The organism is Bacillus sp. R86525, from assembly GCF_042466195.1.
Classification (GTDB): domain Bacteria; phylum Bacillota; class Bacilli; order Bacillales; family Bacillaceae_G; genus Bacillus_A; species Bacillus_A nitratireducens.
On sequence record NZ_JAXHPX010000007.1, the window covers coordinates 903,735 to 919,216 of the forward strand.

The 15,482-nt window shown below is 35.2% G+C and carries 21 protein-coding genes and 1 pseudogene; 14 read left to right on the plus strand and 8 right to left on the minus strand.

The genetic code is table 11. The features are described 5' to 3' along the window. Positions 1 to 5 precede the first annotated feature (5 nt). Positions 6 to 1,211: an argininosuccinate synthase gene (locus tag SJY24_RS07160; RefSeq protein WP_377864226.1), complete on the plus strand. Its 1,206-nt coding sequence runs from the start codon at positions 6 to 8 to the stop codon at positions 1,209 to 1,211. Continuing rightward, entirely contained in the window at positions 1,208 to 2,578 is a 1,371-nt protein-coding gene (argH, locus tag SJY24_RS07165; protein ID WP_377864227.1) for an argininosuccinate lyase, read from the plus strand. Before SJY24_RS07160 ends, argH begins: the two co-directional genes overlap by 4 nt. A gap of 75 nt (positions 2,579 to 2,653) precedes the next feature. On the opposite strand, the gene SJY24_RS07170 is transcribed toward argH, so the two are convergent. Further along, the gene (locus SJY24_RS07170; RefSeq protein ID WP_377864228.1) at positions 2,654 to 3,220 is read right to left on the minus strand and encodes a DinB family protein; all 567 of its coding nucleotides are present in this window, start codon (positions 3,218 to 3,220) and stop codon (positions 2,654 to 2,656) included. Between the two features lie 95 nt (positions 3,221 to 3,315). Then, entirely contained in the window at positions 3,316 to 3,495 is a 180-nt protein-coding gene (locus SJY24_RS07175; RefSeq protein WP_377864230.1) for a ProA domain protein, read from the minus strand. A 95-nt stretch (positions 3,496 to 3,590) separates the two neighbouring features. On the opposite strand from SJY24_RS07175, the gene SJY24_RS07180 reads away from it, so the two are divergent. Beyond that, a complete protein-coding gene (locus tag SJY24_RS07180) occupies positions 3,591 to 4,286 on the plus strand; it encodes a hypothetical protein (RefSeq protein ID WP_377864232.1) in 696 nt (231 codons plus the stop codon). 41 nt (positions 4,287 to 4,327) lie between these two features. Here the strand turns inward: SJY24_RS07180 and SJY24_RS07185 are convergent, their stop codons facing one another. Further along, positions 4,328 to 4,786 (minus strand): universal stress protein, encoded by a 459-nt coding sequence (locus SJY24_RS07185; RefSeq protein ID WP_001066676.1) that lies wholly within the window; start codon positions 4,784 to 4,786, stop codon positions 4,328 to 4,330. A gap of 147 nt (positions 4,787 to 4,933) precedes the next feature. Here SJY24_RS07185 and SJY24_RS07190 point away from each other — a divergent pair, with 147 nt between their 5' ends. Further along, positions 4,934 to 5,725, plus strand: a complete 792-nt coding sequence (locus SJY24_RS07190) for an SDR family oxidoreductase (protein WP_377864233.1) — start codon at positions 4,934 to 4,936, stop codon at positions 5,723 to 5,725. Positions 5,726 to 5,939: 214 nt separating this feature from the next. Next, the gene (gene ald / locus SJY24_RS07195) at positions 5,940 to 7,073 is read left to right on the plus strand and encodes an alanine dehydrogenase (RefSeq protein WP_001219388.1); all 1,134 of its coding nucleotides are present in this window, start codon (positions 5,940 to 5,942) and stop codon (positions 7,071 to 7,073) included. A gap of 51 nt (positions 7,074 to 7,124) precedes the next feature. Here the strand turns inward: ald and SJY24_RS07200 are convergent, their stop codons facing one another. Next, entirely contained in the window at positions 7,125 to 7,550 is a 426-nt protein-coding gene (locus SJY24_RS07200) for a hypothetical protein (protein WP_377864235.1), read from the minus strand. After that, positions 7,547 to 7,762 carry a helix-turn-helix transcriptional regulator gene (locus tag SJY24_RS07205; RefSeq protein WP_000615651.1) on the minus strand — a complete coding sequence of 72 codons (216 nt, stop codon included), beginning with the start codon at positions 7,760 to 7,762 and terminating at the stop codon, positions 7,547 to 7,549. The genes SJY24_RS07200 and SJY24_RS07205 overlap by 4 nt, the downstream gene beginning before the upstream one ends. 191 nt (positions 7,763 to 7,953) lie before the next feature. On the opposite strand from SJY24_RS07205, the gene SJY24_RS07210 reads away from it, so the two are divergent. The 5 genes and pseudogenes from SJY24_RS07210 to SJY24_RS07230 all read left to right on the plus strand — a co-directional run bounded on the left by SJY24_RS07210 (position 7,954) and on the right by SJY24_RS07230 (position 9,966). Continuing rightward, positions 7,954 to 8,286, plus strand: coding sequence for a cupin domain-containing protein (locus tag SJY24_RS07210; RefSeq protein ID WP_377864238.1), 333 nt, complete (start codon positions 7,954 to 7,956; stop codon positions 8,284 to 8,286). Continuing rightward, positions 8,283 to 9,071 carry a GNAT family N-acetyltransferase gene (locus SJY24_RS07215; protein ID WP_377864239.1) on the plus strand — a complete coding sequence of 263 codons (789 nt, stop codon included), beginning with the start codon at positions 8,283 to 8,285 and terminating at the stop codon, positions 9,069 to 9,071. Before SJY24_RS07210 ends, SJY24_RS07215 begins: the two co-directional genes overlap by 4 nt. Before the next feature lie 2 nt (positions 9,072 to 9,073). Then, positions 9,074 to 9,418 (plus strand): DUF6176 family protein, encoded by a 345-nt coding sequence (locus SJY24_RS07220; RefSeq protein ID WP_377864240.1) that lies wholly within the window; start codon positions 9,074 to 9,076, stop codon positions 9,416 to 9,418. A gap of 86 nt (positions 9,419 to 9,504) precedes the next feature. Next, a pseudogene (locus SJY24_RS07225) lies at positions 9,505 to 9,696 on the plus strand (anti sigma factor C-terminal domain-containing protein); the annotation flags it as partial. A gap of 63 nt (positions 9,697 to 9,759) precedes the next feature. Beyond that, the gene (locus tag SJY24_RS07230; RefSeq protein ID WP_001248910.1) at positions 9,760 to 9,966 is read left to right on the plus strand and encodes a hypothetical protein; all 207 of its coding nucleotides are present in this window, start codon (positions 9,760 to 9,762) and stop codon (positions 9,964 to 9,966) included. A 14-nt stretch (positions 9,967 to 9,980) separates the two neighbouring features. On the opposite strand, the gene SJY24_RS07235 is transcribed toward SJY24_RS07230, so the two are convergent. After that, the gene (locus SJY24_RS07235; RefSeq protein ID WP_377864241.1) at positions 9,981 to 10,808 is read right to left on the minus strand and encodes a DUF2785 domain-containing protein; all 828 of its coding nucleotides are present in this window, start codon (positions 10,806 to 10,808) and stop codon (positions 9,981 to 9,983) included. Between the two features lie 93 nt (positions 10,809 to 10,901). Here SJY24_RS07235 and SJY24_RS07240 point away from each other — a divergent pair, with 93 nt between their 5' ends. Continuing rightward, entirely contained in the window at positions 10,902 to 11,234 is a 333-nt protein-coding gene (locus tag SJY24_RS07240) for a hypothetical protein (RefSeq protein ID WP_377864242.1), read from the plus strand. 62 nt (positions 11,235 to 11,296) lie between these two features. Continuing rightward, positions 11,297 to 11,668: a DUF3221 domain-containing protein gene (locus SJY24_RS07245; RefSeq protein ID WP_377864243.1), complete on the plus strand. Its 372-nt coding sequence runs from the start codon at positions 11,297 to 11,299 to the stop codon at positions 11,666 to 11,668. Between the two features lie 30 nt (positions 11,669 to 11,698). Here the strand turns inward: SJY24_RS07245 and pepQ are convergent, their stop codons facing one another. Beyond that, positions 11,699 to 12,796 (minus strand): Xaa-Pro dipeptidase, encoded by a 1,098-nt coding sequence (gene pepQ / locus SJY24_RS07250; protein WP_377864244.1) that lies wholly within the window; start codon positions 12,794 to 12,796, stop codon positions 11,699 to 11,701. 149 nt (positions 12,797 to 12,945) lie between these two features. Between pepQ and SJY24_RS07255 the strand changes: the two genes are divergently transcribed. Continuing rightward, positions 12,946 to 13,629 carry a metal-dependent hydrolase gene (locus tag SJY24_RS07255; RefSeq protein WP_377867224.1) on the plus strand — a complete coding sequence of 228 codons (684 nt, stop codon included), beginning with the start codon at positions 12,946 to 12,948 and terminating at the stop codon, positions 13,627 to 13,629. Positions 13,630 to 13,669: 40 nt separating this feature from the next. On the opposite strand, the gene SJY24_RS07260 is transcribed toward SJY24_RS07255, so the two are convergent. Further along, positions 13,670 to 13,831, minus strand: coding sequence for a hypothetical protein (locus tag SJY24_RS07260; RefSeq protein ID WP_000976301.1), 162 nt, complete (start codon positions 13,829 to 13,831; stop codon positions 13,670 to 13,672). A gap of 244 nt (positions 13,832 to 14,075) precedes the next feature. Between SJY24_RS07260 and SJY24_RS07265 the strand changes: the two genes are divergently transcribed. After that, complete coding sequence (locus SJY24_RS07265; protein WP_098545481.1) at positions 14,076 to 15,389, plus strand: CBS domain-containing protein; 1,314 nt, start codon at positions 14,076 to 14,078, stop codon at positions 15,387 to 15,389. Positions 15,390 to 15,482: the final 93 nt, after the last annotated feature.

Here is a 15,482-nt window from a genome sequence, read left to right on the forward strand (position 1 = left end):
GCAAAATGGAGAAGAAAAAAGTTGTGTTAGCATATTCCGGAGGTCTTGATACTTCCGTTGCAATTAAATGGTTACAAGAGAAGAATTATGATATTATCGCGCTTTGTTTAGACTTAGGGGAAGGTAAAGACTTAGCATTTGTAAAAGAAAAGGCACTTTCAGTAGGTGCGATTAAATCGTATATGGTGGATGTTCAAGAGGAATTCGCGAATGAATATGCATTGATGGCAATGCAAGCACACACATTATACGAAGGGAAATATCCTCTTGTCTCTGCATTATCTCGTCCGCTTATTGCGAAAAAGTTAGTGGAAATTGCAGAACAAGAAGGTGCAACTGCAGTTGCGCACGGATGTACAGGGAAAGGGAATGACCAAGTTCGTTTTGAAGTTTCTATTCAAGCATTAAATCCTTACTTAGAAGTGATTGCGCCTGTACGTGAATGGAAGTGGTCACGTGAAGAAGAAATTGCATATGCAAAAGAAAACGATGTACCAATTCCAATTAATTTAGATAGCCCATTTTCAATCGATCAAAACTTATGGGGACGCAGCAACGAATGTGGCATTTTAGAAGATCCATGGGCAGCGCCGCCAGAAGATGCATATGAGATGACATTGGCATTAGAAGATACACCGAATAAGCCAGAATTTGTAGAAATCGGCTTTGAAGCAGGTGTACCAACGACTTTAAATGGCACTGCATATCCACTTTCAGAATTAATTAAAACGTTAAATGCGCTTGCTGGAAAACACGGCGTTGGACGTATTGATCACGTAGAAAATCGTCTTGTCGGTATTAAATCTCGTGAAGTATACGAATGCCCAGCAGCAATGACGCTAATCACAGCACATAAAGAGCTAGAAGATTTAACACACGTAAAAGAAGTAGCACATTTTAAACCGATGATTGAGCAGAAAATAACAGAACTTATTTATAACGGTTTATGGTTCTCTCCTTTAAAACAAGCGCTCCATGCATTTTTACAAGAAACGCAAAAGAATGTAACAGGTACAGTGCGTGTGAAATTATTTAAAGGTCATGCGATTGTAGAAGGACGTAAATCTGAGTACTCTTTATACGATGAAAAACTAGCAACATATACTGCCCAGGACGAATTTAATCATGATGCAGCAGTTGGATTCATTTCATTATTTGGTTTACCGACGAAAGTATACAGCCAAGTGAATCAAAAGAAGGTGGAAGCGTGAGCAAACTTTGGGGCGGACGTTTTACAGAAGAAGCGGAAGCGTGGGTTGAGGAATTTGGAGCATCCATCTCCTTCGATCAACAATTAGTAAATCAAGATATAAATGGGAGTATTGCACACGCAACGATGCTAGCAAAGCAAGGCATCGTTACGAAAGAAGAAGCCGAGAAAATAAAGATAGGTCTTCAATATTTATTAGAAGAAGCGAAACAAAATAAATTGGATTTTTCAGTTGAAGCTGAAGACATTCATTTAAATATCGAAAAGATGTTAATTGAAAAAATCGGTGAAGTAGGAGGGAAACTTCATACAGGCCGAAGCCGTAACGATCAAGTAGCGACAGATATGCACTTATATTTAAAAGAAAAAGTAGAGCATATTATAAAGGCTACAAAACAATTGCAAACTGTTCTTGTTCATCAAGCGGAAAATAATATTGAAACAATTATGCCTGGCTATACGCACTTGCAGCGTGCCCAGCCGATTTCATTTGCGCATCATATTCTTGCTTACTTTTGGATGTTAGAGCGCGATGTGAATCGTTATGAAGATTCGTTAAAGCGTATTAACATTTCACCATTAGGAGCAGGAGCACTAGCTGGTACAACATTCCCGATTGACCGAGAATATAGTGCGGAGCTTCTTGGATTTAATGGAATCTATGAAAATAGTTTAGATGCAGTAAGCGATCGTGATTTCATACTGGAGTTCCTAAGTAACTCATCTATGCTCATGATGCACTTATCACGCTTTTGCGAAGAACTTATTTTATGGAGTAGCCAAGAGTTTCAATTTATTGAAATGAGCGATCAATACGCAACGGGAAGCAGCATTATGCCGCAAAAGAAAAATCCGGATATGGCTGAGCTCATTCGCGGAAAAACAGGTAGAGTATATGGTAATTTATTTAGCTTGCTTACTGTAATGAAAGGATTACCACTCGCTTACAATAAAGACTTGCAAGAAGATAAAGAAGGAATGTTTGATACAGTAAAAACAGTAGAAGGATGCCTTCATATTATGGCAGGCATGCTTGAAACGATGACTGTAAACAAAGAAAAAATGGGGCAAGCTGTGACGCAAGATTTCTCTAACGCAACAGAAATTGCCGATTACTTAGCAAACAAAGGACTACCATTCCGTCAAGCTCATGAAATTGTTGGGAAGTTAGTTCTACATTGCACACAAAAAGGCATTTATTTATTAGATGTACCACTTGAAACATATAAAGAATTGAGTTCGTTATTTGAAGAAGATTTGTATGAAGTTCTTTCACCATATGCAGCTGTGAAACGTCGTAATAGTGCTGGTGGGACAGGGTTTAAGCAAATTGAAAAAGCTTTGGAGAAGGCGAAGGGATTAGTTTGAGAGTTTGTTGGAAGTTAAATGATGCGTGATATAGAAGGTAAGGTGCTTTTTTAGAAGTACCTTACCTTTTTGTGTTTAGATTTTTAGGTATGTATCTATCATTTCATAATTGTTTTTCATAATCATAAAATGATGCCTCTCATGTATCGCTAATAGCTGAACAGATTGAATAAGGTTAGGGTAGTGAGCAATTGGATCTAAAAATACGATATGACCTGCAATATTTTCTTCTATATTTTGAACTAGTTTCTTTATGTCATTTGTTTCACGTGAAAGTAATTCTTCTAATTCGTTTACATTCATAGAGTAATAGATTTTTTTTGAAGGGATTAAAATCCAAGGAGCTTTCATTCCTTTACCGTGTTTTTCTTTATATTCGGCATAAATGTCATGTATGTCAGTTGCAAATGGGGCGTTTTTTCTTAATTTGGCATAAGGGATAAGAGTGAAAGAAAATTTAATTGCTACTTTTAGCATCTTTGCAATTAAATATAAATGATAAAAATGTTCACCGATAGACCATTTTCCGTTCTCTTTCCTATACCATAGTTGTTCGTGTGAAAGGGAATGGAGATGAGGAAGGAACTCGTTCCTTTGTACATGTAATGTATGAAAATGTCTTGAGATATTTTCAGATTTCATATTTTCGTATCCTCCATATTTTTCCTAATTATAACATTTTTTATGTGGATGTAAGTAAGCCCAGAGCAATCTGCTCTAGGCTTAAAATGTATCGATTAATCATACTTATGTCGATCTTCTGTAATTCGAATATACTCAATATCCATCAAATCTCGAAGCAATGCACCGTTACTTAGTTCCACACCATGTTTCTCTTTAAAATGAGTACGAATCGTATGTAACATTTCGATTTCTTTCCCATTCACATCTAAAATAATACGTTCAGAATCATCCATGTAGCATCCTCCTTTTTTAAACATATATATTTTGTCCGTCTATTTCTAAAAAATGTATGTTAATGTAATGTTAGGAAATGAGAAAGGAATGGAAAATGAGGCGTATTTATTTTGTAGGGTTAATTTTGTACACGCTAATTGTATTACACGTTGCATTCCCGATCGTATTTTCATTTGAGAATGTAGACACAGTACACGTTACGATATTTATCTTTACTTTATTTGTGATAGATTGCTGTATTTCGATATGGCTTTCGAAAAGAAAAAATGTACAAGATAAAATAGAAATAGAACGGAAAAAGAGAAAACGTTCATTTTGGATGACAACATATTGTTTTTCTTTAGTGATTGCTGCTGCATTTTTTAGTGAGCATATTCCACTAGAAAGATTGGATATTGAATTTTGGGCAATCGTATTTGCGTGTTATTTTTTTATGCATTTTCTTCCTTATATGAAAGAAAGGCGAGGAGAAGAGGAAGATCCGATTGAAGAAGAAGTGAGAGAACAAGAGAGTAAGAGAATAGAAGAAGACATAAAGAAACTTGGCGAACAAAAGTGGTATTTGAAATCAAAAATCATATATGTTCTTTGCTTTATCACGCCGCCAATCGGTTATTTGTATGTATTCTGCCTTCGTAAAAAAATGACAGAAGATGCAAAGCAAACGTACTTAACGGTTGCGACGATAATGATGGCACTATGGTCTTTGAAGTTCCTGCCGCCCTATGTGTTGGCAGTTACCGTTGTTGTCGTGGCTTGTCTTGTATTTATAGTGAAGTTTGTGAAATGAAAAACACCAAGCCTATGTGGACTTGGTGTTTTATTTATGAATTAAAGATCACCTTGCTCCTCATCACCACGAACAACAAGGACATCGCATTTCGCATAGCGAATAATATGTTCAGAGACGCTACCAATTAGGAAACGTTCTACAGCATTTAAACCAGTTGCACCACACATAATTAAATCCACTTTATGGTTTGGAGCGATTTCTTTTGAAATTTTAGATTTAGGATTACCAAATTCTAATACAGTTTCCACTTTTTCAAGACCAGCTTCAAGCGCAGTTTTTTTGTAGTCTTCTAATAAGTCTTCCGCAAATAGATTTGCACGTTCAGCAATTGCACGGCTATAAGCCTCTACTGCTGAGTATGCTTTTACATCAACGATATGAGCAATTGTTAATGTTGCGTTGTTTCGTTTTGCAACTTGAATTGCTTTTTTAAAGGCTTTTTCTGCTTCTTTAGAACCGTCCACCGCAATTAAAATATTTGTATATGTATTATTCATAGTAAATTCCTCCCAATCATTTTTATTACCGTTTACAACTTTATTATAAAACAAATTTTGGTAATGTGCTTGTCGGAAACGTTACAGAATTTTGAAAACTTTGCTTTAATTCATTTTAGTTGTAATTGAAGCGAGAACTTGTTACATATGGAGTATAGCAATTTAAAAGGAGGCATGTTTGTGAGACACGCGCTCATTACAGCCGGTACGAAAGGTTTAGGAAAGCAAGTAACAGAAAAGTTATTGGCTAAAGGATATTCAGTAACAGTAACATATCATAGCGATACAAGTGCTATGGAAGCAATGAAAGAAACATATAAAAATATGGAAGAACGTCTACAGTTCGTGCAAGCTGATGTCACGAAAAAGGAAGATTTACATAAAATAGTAGAAGAAGCGATGAGCCGTTTTGGCAAAATTGACTTCTTAATTAATAATGCTGGTCCTTACGTATTTGAAAGGAAAAAATTAGTCGATTACGAAGAAGACGAATGGAATGAAATGATCCAGGGTAATTTAACAGCGGTGTTTCATTTATTAAAACTTGTCGTACCGATTATGAGAAACCAACAATTTGGCCGTATTATTAACTATGGATTTCAAGGGGCAGATAGTGCGCCTGGATGGATTTATCGTTCAGCCTTTGCAGCTGCGAAAGTCGGACTTGTTTCTTTAACGAAAACAGTCGCATACGAAGAAGCTGAATACGGTATTACTGCGAATATGGTATGTCCTGGTGATATAATTGGTGAAATGAAAGAGGCAACGATTGAAGAAGCACGAAATCTGAAAGGTAGTAACACACCAATTGGTAGATCTGGAACAGGTGAAGATATCGCAAGAACTATTTCGTTTTTATGTGAGGACGATTCTGATATGATTACGGGCACGATTATTGAAGTAACAGGTGCTGTTGATGTTATTCATAGACATCGATAGAATTAAATAAAGTGAAGTTTCTAATAATTGGACAGTTTATCCTTTATACTGAGAGGTACGGATAATACTGTCCTTTCATGTAAGATTAAATCTATCGGAAAACTTGTATTATTTTTTTGTCAAATATTGAGATATTATGTTAGAATATAAGAGCGTAGAAAGCGCTTTAAAAAATGATTCAGGGGTCATTTCATAACTCAAGGGGGAACTAATAATGCGTATCGGTATTCCAACAGAAATTAAAAACAATGAAAACCGTGTGGCAATGACGCCAGCGGGAGCTGTACATTTAGTACAAAATGGTCATGAAGTTTTTGTTCAAAAAGGAGCAGGTATAGGATCAGGCTTTACAGATGAAGAATACGTACAAGCTGGTGCGAAACTTGTTGAAACTGCTGAAGAAGCATGGAATCAAGATATGGTTATGAAGGTAAAAGAGCCAGTTGCAAGTGAATACGGCTATTTCCGCGAAGGTTTAATTTTATTCACATACTTACACTTAGCTCCAGAACCAGAATTAACGAAAGCATTAATTGATAACAAAGTGGTATCAATTGCATACGAAACAGTACAATTAGACAATCGTTCTTTACCATTACTTGCACCAATGAGTGAAGTAGCTGGTCGTATGTCTGCACAAATCGGTGCACAATTCCTTGAGAAAAACAAAGGCGGTAAAGGTATCTTGCTTGCAGGCGTTCCAGGGGTGAAACGTGGCAAAGTAACAATTATCGGCGGTGGTCAAGCTGGTACAAACGCAGCGAAGATTGCAGTAGGTTTAGGTGCAGATGTAACAATCATCGACTTAAGTGCAGAACGTCTTCGTCAGTTAGATGACATTTTCGGAAACCAAGTAAAAACGTTAATGTCTAACCCGTATAACATTGCAGAAGCTGTAAAAGAATCTGATCTTGTAATCGGTGCAGTATTAATCCCAGGTGCAAAAGCGCCAAAACTTGTAACAGAAGAAATGATTCAATCAATGGAACCAGGTTCTGTTGTTGTAGATATCGCGATTGACCAAGGTGGCATTTTCGAAACAACTGATCGTATTACAACTCATGACAACCCAACTTACGAAAAACATGGCGTTGTTCATTATGCAGTTGCAAATATGCCAGGTGCGGTTCCGCGTACATCAACGCTTGCATTAACAAACGTAACAGTACCATATGCAGTACAAATTGCTAACAAAGGCTACAAAGATGCTTGCTTAGGCAATGCTGCATTATTAAAAGGTATTAACACATTAGATGGATATGTAACATTCGAAGCAGTTGCAGAAGCTCACGGCTTACAATACGCTGATGCGAAAGAGCTTCTTGAAAAAGCTCCTGCTTTATCATAATAGAAATAAAATAAAGACCTTTCCTTTGTAGGAAGGGTCTTTTTGTTTAAATTAATTATCTAATTTCTTCACAATTTTCAAGCCGAACATCATTGTGAAGAAAAGAATTCCAAACAAGTAATACAGGGCATACTCTACTCGTATCATCGAATTTTTGTCAGTGATATATAAAATAAATAGTATTGCAGAACCGATTAAATGAGATAGGCCGAAAATTTGCGCCATAAGTTTTAAACTCATTTTCTCGATTCTTTCATCCATCTCAGGTAATGGATATTTCTCGGAATCGTTCTTTTTTTTCTTAAAGAATATTCGTTTCACTACAAATAGTACCAAGGCTAAGAGTATGTATACGGCAGCGAATAGAAGGACAGAACGAATCTTTTCTTCATCACTACTATTGAAATAAAGAAAAATCGATCCTAACACTAAAATGATAAGATCTGAAAAGAATTCTTGATTAAAAGTATTTTTCATTCTTTTTCCTCCCCAGTTTTATCTAATTGAAATAAATCTTCTACTTTACAGTTGAAAAACTCACATAATTTCAATGCTAATTCTAAACTCGGGTTGTATTTATTCTTCTCGATAGCGATGAGGGATTGTCTAGTGATTTGAACAGAGGAAGCTAATTGCTCTTGGGTGATGTCTCTAACGACGCGGAATTGTTTTACTTTATTTTGTATCAAATATACAAAGTCTCCTTTTTGTAAATTTGTTACATTTATTATATCCATTTTTAGGGAATAAGTAAATAAAACTTTACAAAAAGTAAACAAAACTTTACGAGAGATATTGCTTGTTGCGATGTATATTTTTATGATAATTTGGAATTAAACGGAAAATAAAAGTCGATAGAGCGGATTGGGTGGGGAGAACTATGGAAACAGTAAATCTATTAGAATTAACAAAGGATATTCAAGATCAACATAAAAACTTCGTCGTTTCAAATGTGAATAATCATTGCTTACGAATCGCTGTATTTACTGGTGAATATGATTGGCATTATCATTCTAATTCGGATGAATTATTCATTGTGTTAGAGGGAGAATTACTTATCGATTTTCAAGATGGAGAAACGGCGGTTTTAAAGCCAAATGATTCGATTTTAATTCCAGCATGCACGATTCATAGAACGAGAGCATTAAAGAGAACGGTAAATCTTTGTTTTGAAAATATAGAGGCTGATATGATTAAGGTGGAGCAATTATGAAAAAATTATCTGTAGCCGAGTATGGAAAAATCCTTCCGATTTTAGAAAGTTATACAAGAACGACGACTTTTGCTTATGCGGTATGTGATCAAATGATAGATGGTGAGGTTTTTGCAAACGAGAAGTTAACAGCAGGACTAATCATCACAGTAAACGGTATTTATTATTTGTTTGGTGATACTCATGATTCAAGTTATAACGAAGATGTATTTTCGTATATAAAAACGGCTATTGAAAAAACAGAGAAACGATTTACATTATTCACTTCTAGTGCAGAGTGGGAAATGATGATTGAAGAGCATTTTAGTAATGCGCTTAGGAAAATCCCGCGAATGAAATTTCAAAGAGGGATTTTGGAAGATAGAAAGCGAGATGTAAACAAAAATACATATGAAGTTAAGCTTATTGATAGGGAAGATATAGAACGAAGCAATGAATTTACAGAGGACTATTACAAAGAGTATTGGGGATCAAAAGAAGCATTTTTAAATGGTGGCTTTGGTTTTTGTATAGAGCAAGATAGGATGATTGTAGCTGAATGCGTCTCGATATTTAACGGGAATAGATTTGCTGAAATTGATATTGCAACGCATGAAGCAAATCAAGGGAAAGGATTAGCCCAAGCTGTTGCAACACGGTTCATTGAACATTGCATAAAAAATGATATTACACCGTGCTGGGATTGTAACGTAGACAATATTCCTTCGCAAAAATTAGCTAGTAAATTAAGTTTTCATAACCCGATAGAATATAGTTTATTTGTACGTAAGAGAACGGGGGAATAAAAATGAATGTGGAATTAACTAGATTTAAAGTAAAACAGGGTAAAAGTCATCGTGTAGATGAATGGATGCAGCTTCTTAATGACAATATGAAAGAAGTGCTTTTGACATTAAACGACGAAAAGATGTACGTAGAGACAATTTTCCGGGAAATAAGAGACGGAGAAGAGTATTTATATTGGTATTCTGTGCAAGGAGAAGGCGGGGCTCTTGTCGAAAATTCTCATCATGAAATTGATAAAAAGCACTTAGAGTTTTGGTATGAATGTATTGAGGAAGAAGCGCCGTCTGTTGATATGAAAACAGAAGTCGTTATGATTCAAGATGCTGTGAAGGACGCGATGAAATAATAGAATAGTATGTTGGAGAGAAGCATATCAAAATAGATGTGCTTTTTATTTTGAAAAAAAATTTAAAGAAAAGCTGTATTTAGATATCTTTAAGTGAAAATAAAGGGGGATATCAAGAATATTTTAAGACAAACTATAATGAGATGAAAAACTTCAAGTCAAAAGAATTACCAATATACGGTGTAGTCGTAACAGGCAAAACAGAGGATTTACAAAGTTTGCAAGGAGCACCCTATGTTAAGGCTGCTGTTAGAGGTGTAACAGTTGAGAAATATTGATTACGAGTAATTAATGTGAATAATCAGAAAACTTATGTTATAATATGGGAAAAGGAGGCTTATATGAGGCAAATACATGGAGCAATTTATATTTACATAACAATGTTTTTCGTAGGAGCATCTTATGGTTTAGGGCATGTGTATTCGCATCCTGTATTGACCTTTTTGAGTGGAGCATGTATGGTGATTGCGTTTCTTGTCCACCTTTTCTCAGTTTGGATCGTGAAATTTCAAATAAATATTAGTGAAATAGAAGAAGGCACTTTTTAAGGTGCCTTCTTTTTTTAATAATATTTGGGAAGCTCTTGCAATAATTTTTCAATTTCGCATTCGGTTTCTTTACATATAGACAGTGTGCGTAGTCTGAAAAATAAGCCACGTAAGAAAGATTTTATATTTCCATATAGAAACTCATACGATTCAATATGTAGTGTTTGTTTTTGAACTTGTAATTGAGCTACTAAGTCATGAAGGGCTAATATGAGTGCTTCTTCCTTTAGGTCATTTTGTAGCATTGAGACAATCGGATAAACGAGACGCTCGTCTTCTTCATATTTGTAGTAAATAGAATGGACACAAACTTTGTTTAATAAAGTTTGTAAAATTTCTTCGTAATGTAAGGTTTCCAGCTTAGGATTATTAACAAGCGCCTCAAATGTATCGGAAGCATGAGCGATACTATGTGCCCAGCCGTGGTCTTGAACATACCCACGGAAATCATGCTCTTTGTTCATATATAGAATTAATTTATCTTTTACATTTGAAATATCAGTCTGTGATAAGAAATTATGTTTTGTATCAGCATCAATAATGAGCGCAATTAATAATGTCGTAAATGCACGGGTAAATACAGCATCGTCGTCCTCTGAATGAATCTTATAAAATAAATATTTCTCACTGATGCTTTCGAATAATAGTTTTTGTAAGTGTGTGTGTGAAATGTAGTCTTGTTTGATGAGATGATAAAAAGTAGAGTAAATAAGTTTGTCTCTTAAATAGCTATCAGTAACACCGATTTGCTCAAGCATATTGGAACTTAAAGAATCAATGTTAAGTGTGTTATTCAGTATGTAATTATTATTACGAATTTTTTCTAACTGTTGCTGTAACATATAAACCTCCTATTTTAGAAAATTCTGTATTTTAATAGTATAATAGAAGGAAGGAATAGACAATAAATAAGTGCTTTTGAATGGAGGGGCATTATGAAGAGAGCATTATTCTTTTTTATTAGTATTTTCTTGTTAGGAAGTTGTTCGATTTCGTATGTTACTTTTTCTAGTGAGAGCAAAAGTTGGACGGGGCAATATAAAGGTCATATTAAGGATGACAGTGAAGATGGAATGTTTATGTTTCAGTATAAGGGCGGAGATGGGAATACAGAATTTAAAAATTTGGAGATTGCTATTAATGAAGCGTTTAGTACAATGACACAAACGTCAGAAAGTCATAAAGGGGCAAGGATTGAAATGAAATCATCTTGTGTAAGTTGTGCGCCTTTATCTAAAGATGAACCGATAGAGATTGTGATTAAATAGGATGATAAATATGAAGAGAAGATGGTTTTAAAGCGGAAATAGCGAAGAGTGAGGGATTAAAAATGAATAGAAATATGAAAATTTCTATTCATATATTTTTAAGTGTACTTCTAATCATATTATCAGCGTGTACTACGAAAACAGTAGAGCAAGTAGGAGTAAAAGAAAAACCTAAAGAAGGGTATGTAATATTGAGAAATGGCACAATATTTTTTGAAAGTGATAAAACTTTTAAAACAAAAGTAGAGTTGCAAAATTATATGGAACAACAAATGAATGAAGAGCATCCATCACATACAGTCTTGAGTTTTAAGAATAAAGACGCATATAATCAATTAAAAACAGGGGATAGAATAAAAGTATGGTCTTCTCAAATACTTGAAAGCTATCCAGCAAAAATGATTGTAGAGAAATTTGAAATAGTAGAGAAATAGAAAAAGGCAGCGATTACGCTACCTTTTTTCTTATTTCACAAATTGTAATTCTTTCGGGAATTTCGTTAAAATTTCTGATCCGTCTTTTGTGATATAAATATCATCTTCAATACGAACGCCGCCTACGTTTGGTACGTAAATACCTGGCTCGATTGTGAAGACCATACCTTCTTTTAATAGAGACTCATTGCCTTCTTTTACATCTGGATATTCGTGTACGCTAATTCCAAGTCCGTGACCAAGTCGGTGTGGGAAGAAGTCTCCATAACCTGCATCTGTGATAACAGAGCGAGCGGCGTTGTCAATTGCACCAAATGTAACGCCTGGTTTACATGCTTCAACTGCTTGTAGTTGTCCAGCAAGTACAGTGTTGTAAATGCGAGTTTGTTCTTCAGAAATATCGCCAAATGCTACTGTACGCGTAATGTCAGAGCAATAACCTTCAATGATTACACCTAAATCAAATAGTACGAAATCGCCGCGTTTCATTTTGTTTGCGCCTGGAATACCGTGTGGAAGAGCGGAGTTTGCACCTGCTAATACCATCGTATCGAATGACATTTTATGGATGCCTTTTGTTTTTAATTCGTGTTCAATAATTGCTAATACTTCTAGCTCGCTGCGATCTTCTTTAATTGCATTTACACCCACTTCAACAGCATAGTCTGCCATTTTAGCTGCTTCGCGTAAAATAGAAAGTTCTTTTTCGTCTTTAATTAAGCGAAGCTCGCGAACTTTCTCTTCAGCTGATTTGAAAGCTGCATTTGGGAATAATTTTGTTAATTCTTCGTAACGTTCTACGTTTAAATGTTCTTTTTCAATTGCAACTGCATTTACATTGATACCGCGGTCTTTAATTGCTTTTGCAATCATATCCCATGGTCTGTCAGTATCAGTAAATCCGATAATTTCATGTGCCCAGCCAGCGTTACGTGCTTGGCCTTCTTCCATTTTAGGACAAATTAAAATAGGTTCTTTTTCTTGGAACACAAACATACCAAGTAGTCTTTCATGTGGTTCACAATGGAAGTTCGTCATGTAGAAAACGTTTGGTGTAGAAGTTAAGAACGCAGCTTCTACGTTTTTTTCTTTTAGCCATTGCATTAAATTTTCTAATCTAGCATTCATCGATTGGCACCCCCGAGATATTTAATTACAAATATAACTTTACATCGGAGGAAAGCGTTATGACAAGTAAATAGATGTTAGAAAAGACAGGGAATTAAGAAATCATGTAGAATAAAAAGTGTGAATGTGAATAGGGGAGGAATGTAATGATGAAAGTATCTTATCACGGGCATTCAGTTGTAAAGATTGAAACGAATGGAAAAGTTATTTTAATTGATCCATTTTTAACGGGAAATCCGAAAACAGATTTAAAGGCTGAAGATGTAAAAGTTGATGCGATTATTTTATCGCACGGACATGGTGATCATGTTGGAGATACAGTAGAGCTTGCGAAGAAAAATAATGCAGTTGTTGTAGCACCATTTGAACTAGCGACATTTTTAAGTTGGCAAGGTGTAAATACACATCCGATGCATATTGGAGGCTCACATGAATTTGATTTTGGAAAAGTGAAATTTACACAAGCATTCCACGGTTCTAGTTATATTGATGAAGAAAATAAGACGATTACATATACAGGTATGCCAGCGGGTATTTTATTTACAGCAGAAGAGAAAATAATATATCATGCGGGAGATACTGCACTGTTCTCTGATATGAAGTTAATTGGGGAACTGAATAATATTGAAGTAGCATTTTTACCGATTGGCGATAATTTCACAATGGGACCAGAAGACGCTGTTTTAGCTGCAAAATGGATTGGTGCGAAAACAGTTGTACCGATGCATTACAATACGTTCCCAGTTATCGAACAAGATCCATATCAATTTGTAGAAAAGCTACAAAATTGTACAGGGAAAGTATTAGAAGCTGGAGAAAGTATTACACTATAGAAAAGAAACCCTTCATTTGAAAAGACAAGTGAAGGGTTTTTTACGTGTGTAGGACAGCTTTTAAAGGTTGTACTTGTTTTGATGATTCTTTTCTTTTGGGAAGTGGCTGTTCAGGTGTTTCATTCAATTCCATTGCAACTTTTTTTCCGTCTACGAAAGCTAAAAATACAGCACCTACAACTTCTAATAATTTTTTCATCATGTATCCGCTCCTTTGTTTCATTTCTTGTCTTAATTGTATATTGAAGCGGCTGGACAAACTATCGAACGAGATGACAATACCATTACATTGTTGTAATAGAGTGAGTAGTGGAATGTAAGAGTCATTTTGTTATAAAAAAAATGGTACAGGTATATAAAGAGAGTGTGTAACAGTTTTGAAAATATAGTATACTGAAAATACAACACATGAAGAATTTAGGGAAAAGAAAGTATGGTGAAACCATTTGGCTACCAAGCATAACCAAATTTTAGAACATATTAATAGCCTGCCAGTAGGGCATAAAATTTCTGTAAGGCAAATTGCGAAAGATTTGAGTGTAAGTGAAGGGACAGCTTACCGTGCAATTAAAGATGCAGAAAATAAAGGATATGTTAGTACAATTGAACGTGTCGGAACAATTCGAATTGAACAAAAGAAGAAAGAGAATATTGAAAAACTGACATATGCAGAAGTCGTTAACATTGTCGATGGTCAAGTACTTGGGGGCAGAGAAGGACTACATAAAACCTTAAATAAATTCGTAATCGGGGCTATGAAATTAGAAGCGATGATGCGCTATACAGAAGCAGGGAATTTACTCATTATCGGTAACCGTACGAACGCACATCAATTAGCGTTAGAAGCTGGAGCGGCTGTATTAATTACGGGTGGATTTGATACGGAAGATCATGTGAAGAAATTAGCAGATGAATTAAAACTTCCGATAATTTCAAGTAGTTACGATACGTTTACGGTCGCAACGTTAATTAACCGTGCAATTTATGATCAACTTATTAAGAAAGAAATTGTACTTGTTGAAGATATTTTAACGCCAATTGAAGAAACGTTATATTTAAAGCCAAATGATACAGTACAACAATGGCATGCGTATAACGAAGAGACGATGCACGGAAGATATCCAATTGTAGATGAAAATAAAAAAGTACTAGGTATCGTAACTTCAAAAGATATGATTGGTGTGGCGAAAGAAACACCAATTGATAAAGTGATGACAAAACATCCGATTACAGTTAACGGTAAAATGTCTGTCGCAGCCGCAGCACGTATGATGGTGTGGGAAGGAATTGAGTTACTTCCTGTTGTTGATGAAGGAAATAAACTGCAAGGTATTATTAGCCGTCAAGATGTACTTCAGGCGCTGCAAATGATTCAACGTCAACCACAAGTTGGGGAAACAATTGATGACATTGTAACGAATCAATTCATGACGCCGAAAGAAGCAAAAAATGAGCATTTGTATCAGTTTTCAGTGACACCGCAAATGACGAATTCAATCGGAACGTTATCGTACGGTGTATTTGCAACGATTGTGACAGAAGCAACGAACCGTGTTATTCGTGCGCAAAAGAAGAGCGATTTAATTGTTGAAAACTTAACAATTTACTTCGTAAAACCAGTTCAAATTGATAATGTTGTATCTGTTCATCCGAAAGTATTAGAAATTGGACGTAAATTTGGTAAGGTTGATGTAGAAGTGCATCATGAAGGTAATGTTGTCGGGAAAGCATTACTTATGGTGCAGTTAATCGATAAATAAAAAGATGGAACAAATCGTTTTGATTTGTTCCATCTTTTTTTGTTGAAAGGATAGAATAAAAAAAGAAAATAAATTGCGTATTATTTCATATTC

Coding starts and splice junctions, on each gene's coding strand:
- SJY24_RS07160 (WP_377864226.1), top strand. CDS start 6: ATGGAGAAGAAAAAAGTTGTGTTAGCATATTCCGGAGGTCTTGATACT.
- pepQ (WP_377864244.1), bottom strand. CDS start 12,796: ATGAATGCTAGATTAGAAAATTTAATGCAATGGCTAAAAGAAAAAAAC.
- SJY24_RS07210 (WP_377864238.1), top strand. CDS start 7,954: ATGGAAACAGTAAATCTATTAGAATTAACAAAGGATATTCAAGATCAA.
- ald (WP_001219388.1), top strand. CDS start 5,940: ATGCGTATCGGTATTCCAACAGAAATTAAAAACAATGAAAACCGTGTG.
- SJY24_RS07215 (WP_377864239.1), top strand. CDS start 8,283: ATGAAAAAATTATCTGTAGCCGAGTATGGAAAAATCCTTCCGATTTTA.
- SJY24_RS07180 (WP_377864232.1), top strand. CDS start 3,591: ATGAGGCGTATTTATTTTGTAGGGTTAATTTTGTACACGCTAATTGTA.
- SJY24_RS07185 (WP_001066676.1), bottom strand. CDS start 4,786: ATGAATAATACATATACAAATATTTTAATTGCGGTGGACGGTTCTAAA.
- SJY24_RS07230 (WP_001248910.1), top strand. CDS start 9,760: ATGAGGCAAATACATGGAGCAATTTATATTTACATAACAATGTTTTTC.
- SJY24_RS07190 (WP_377864233.1), top strand. CDS start 4,934: ATGGAGTATAGCAATTTAAAAGGAGGCATGTTTGTGAGACACGCGCTC.
- SJY24_RS07245 (WP_377864243.1), top strand. CDS start 11,297: ATGAATAGAAATATGAAAATTTCTATTCATATATTTTTAAGTGTACTT.
- SJY24_RS07260 (WP_000976301.1), bottom strand. CDS start 13,831: ATGATGAAAAAATTATTAGAAGTTGTAGGTGCTGTATTTTTAGCTTTC.
- SJY24_RS07200 (WP_377864235.1), bottom strand. CDS start 7,550: ATGAAAAATACTTTTAATCAAGAATTCTTTTCAGATCTTATCATTTTA.
- SJY24_RS07235 (WP_377864241.1), bottom strand. CDS start 10,808: ATGTTACAGCAACAGTTAGAAAAAATTCGTAATAATAATTACATACTG.
- SJY24_RS07175 (WP_377864230.1), bottom strand. CDS start 3,495: ATGGATGATTCTGAACGTATTATTTTAGATGTGAATGGGAAAGAAATC.
- SJY24_RS07220 (WP_377864240.1), top strand. CDS start 9,074: ATGAATGTGGAATTAACTAGATTTAAAGTAAAACAGGGTAAAAGTCAT.
- SJY24_RS07240 (WP_377864242.1), top strand. CDS start 10,902: ATGAAGAGAGCATTATTCTTTTTTATTAGTATTTTCTTGTTAGGAAGT.
- SJY24_RS07255 (WP_377867224.1), top strand. CDS start 12,946: ATGAAAGTATCTTATCACGGGCATTCAGTTGTAAAGATTGAAACGAAT.
- SJY24_RS07170 (WP_377864228.1), bottom strand. CDS start 3,220: ATGAAATCTGAAAATATCTCAAGACATTTTCATACATTACATGTACAA.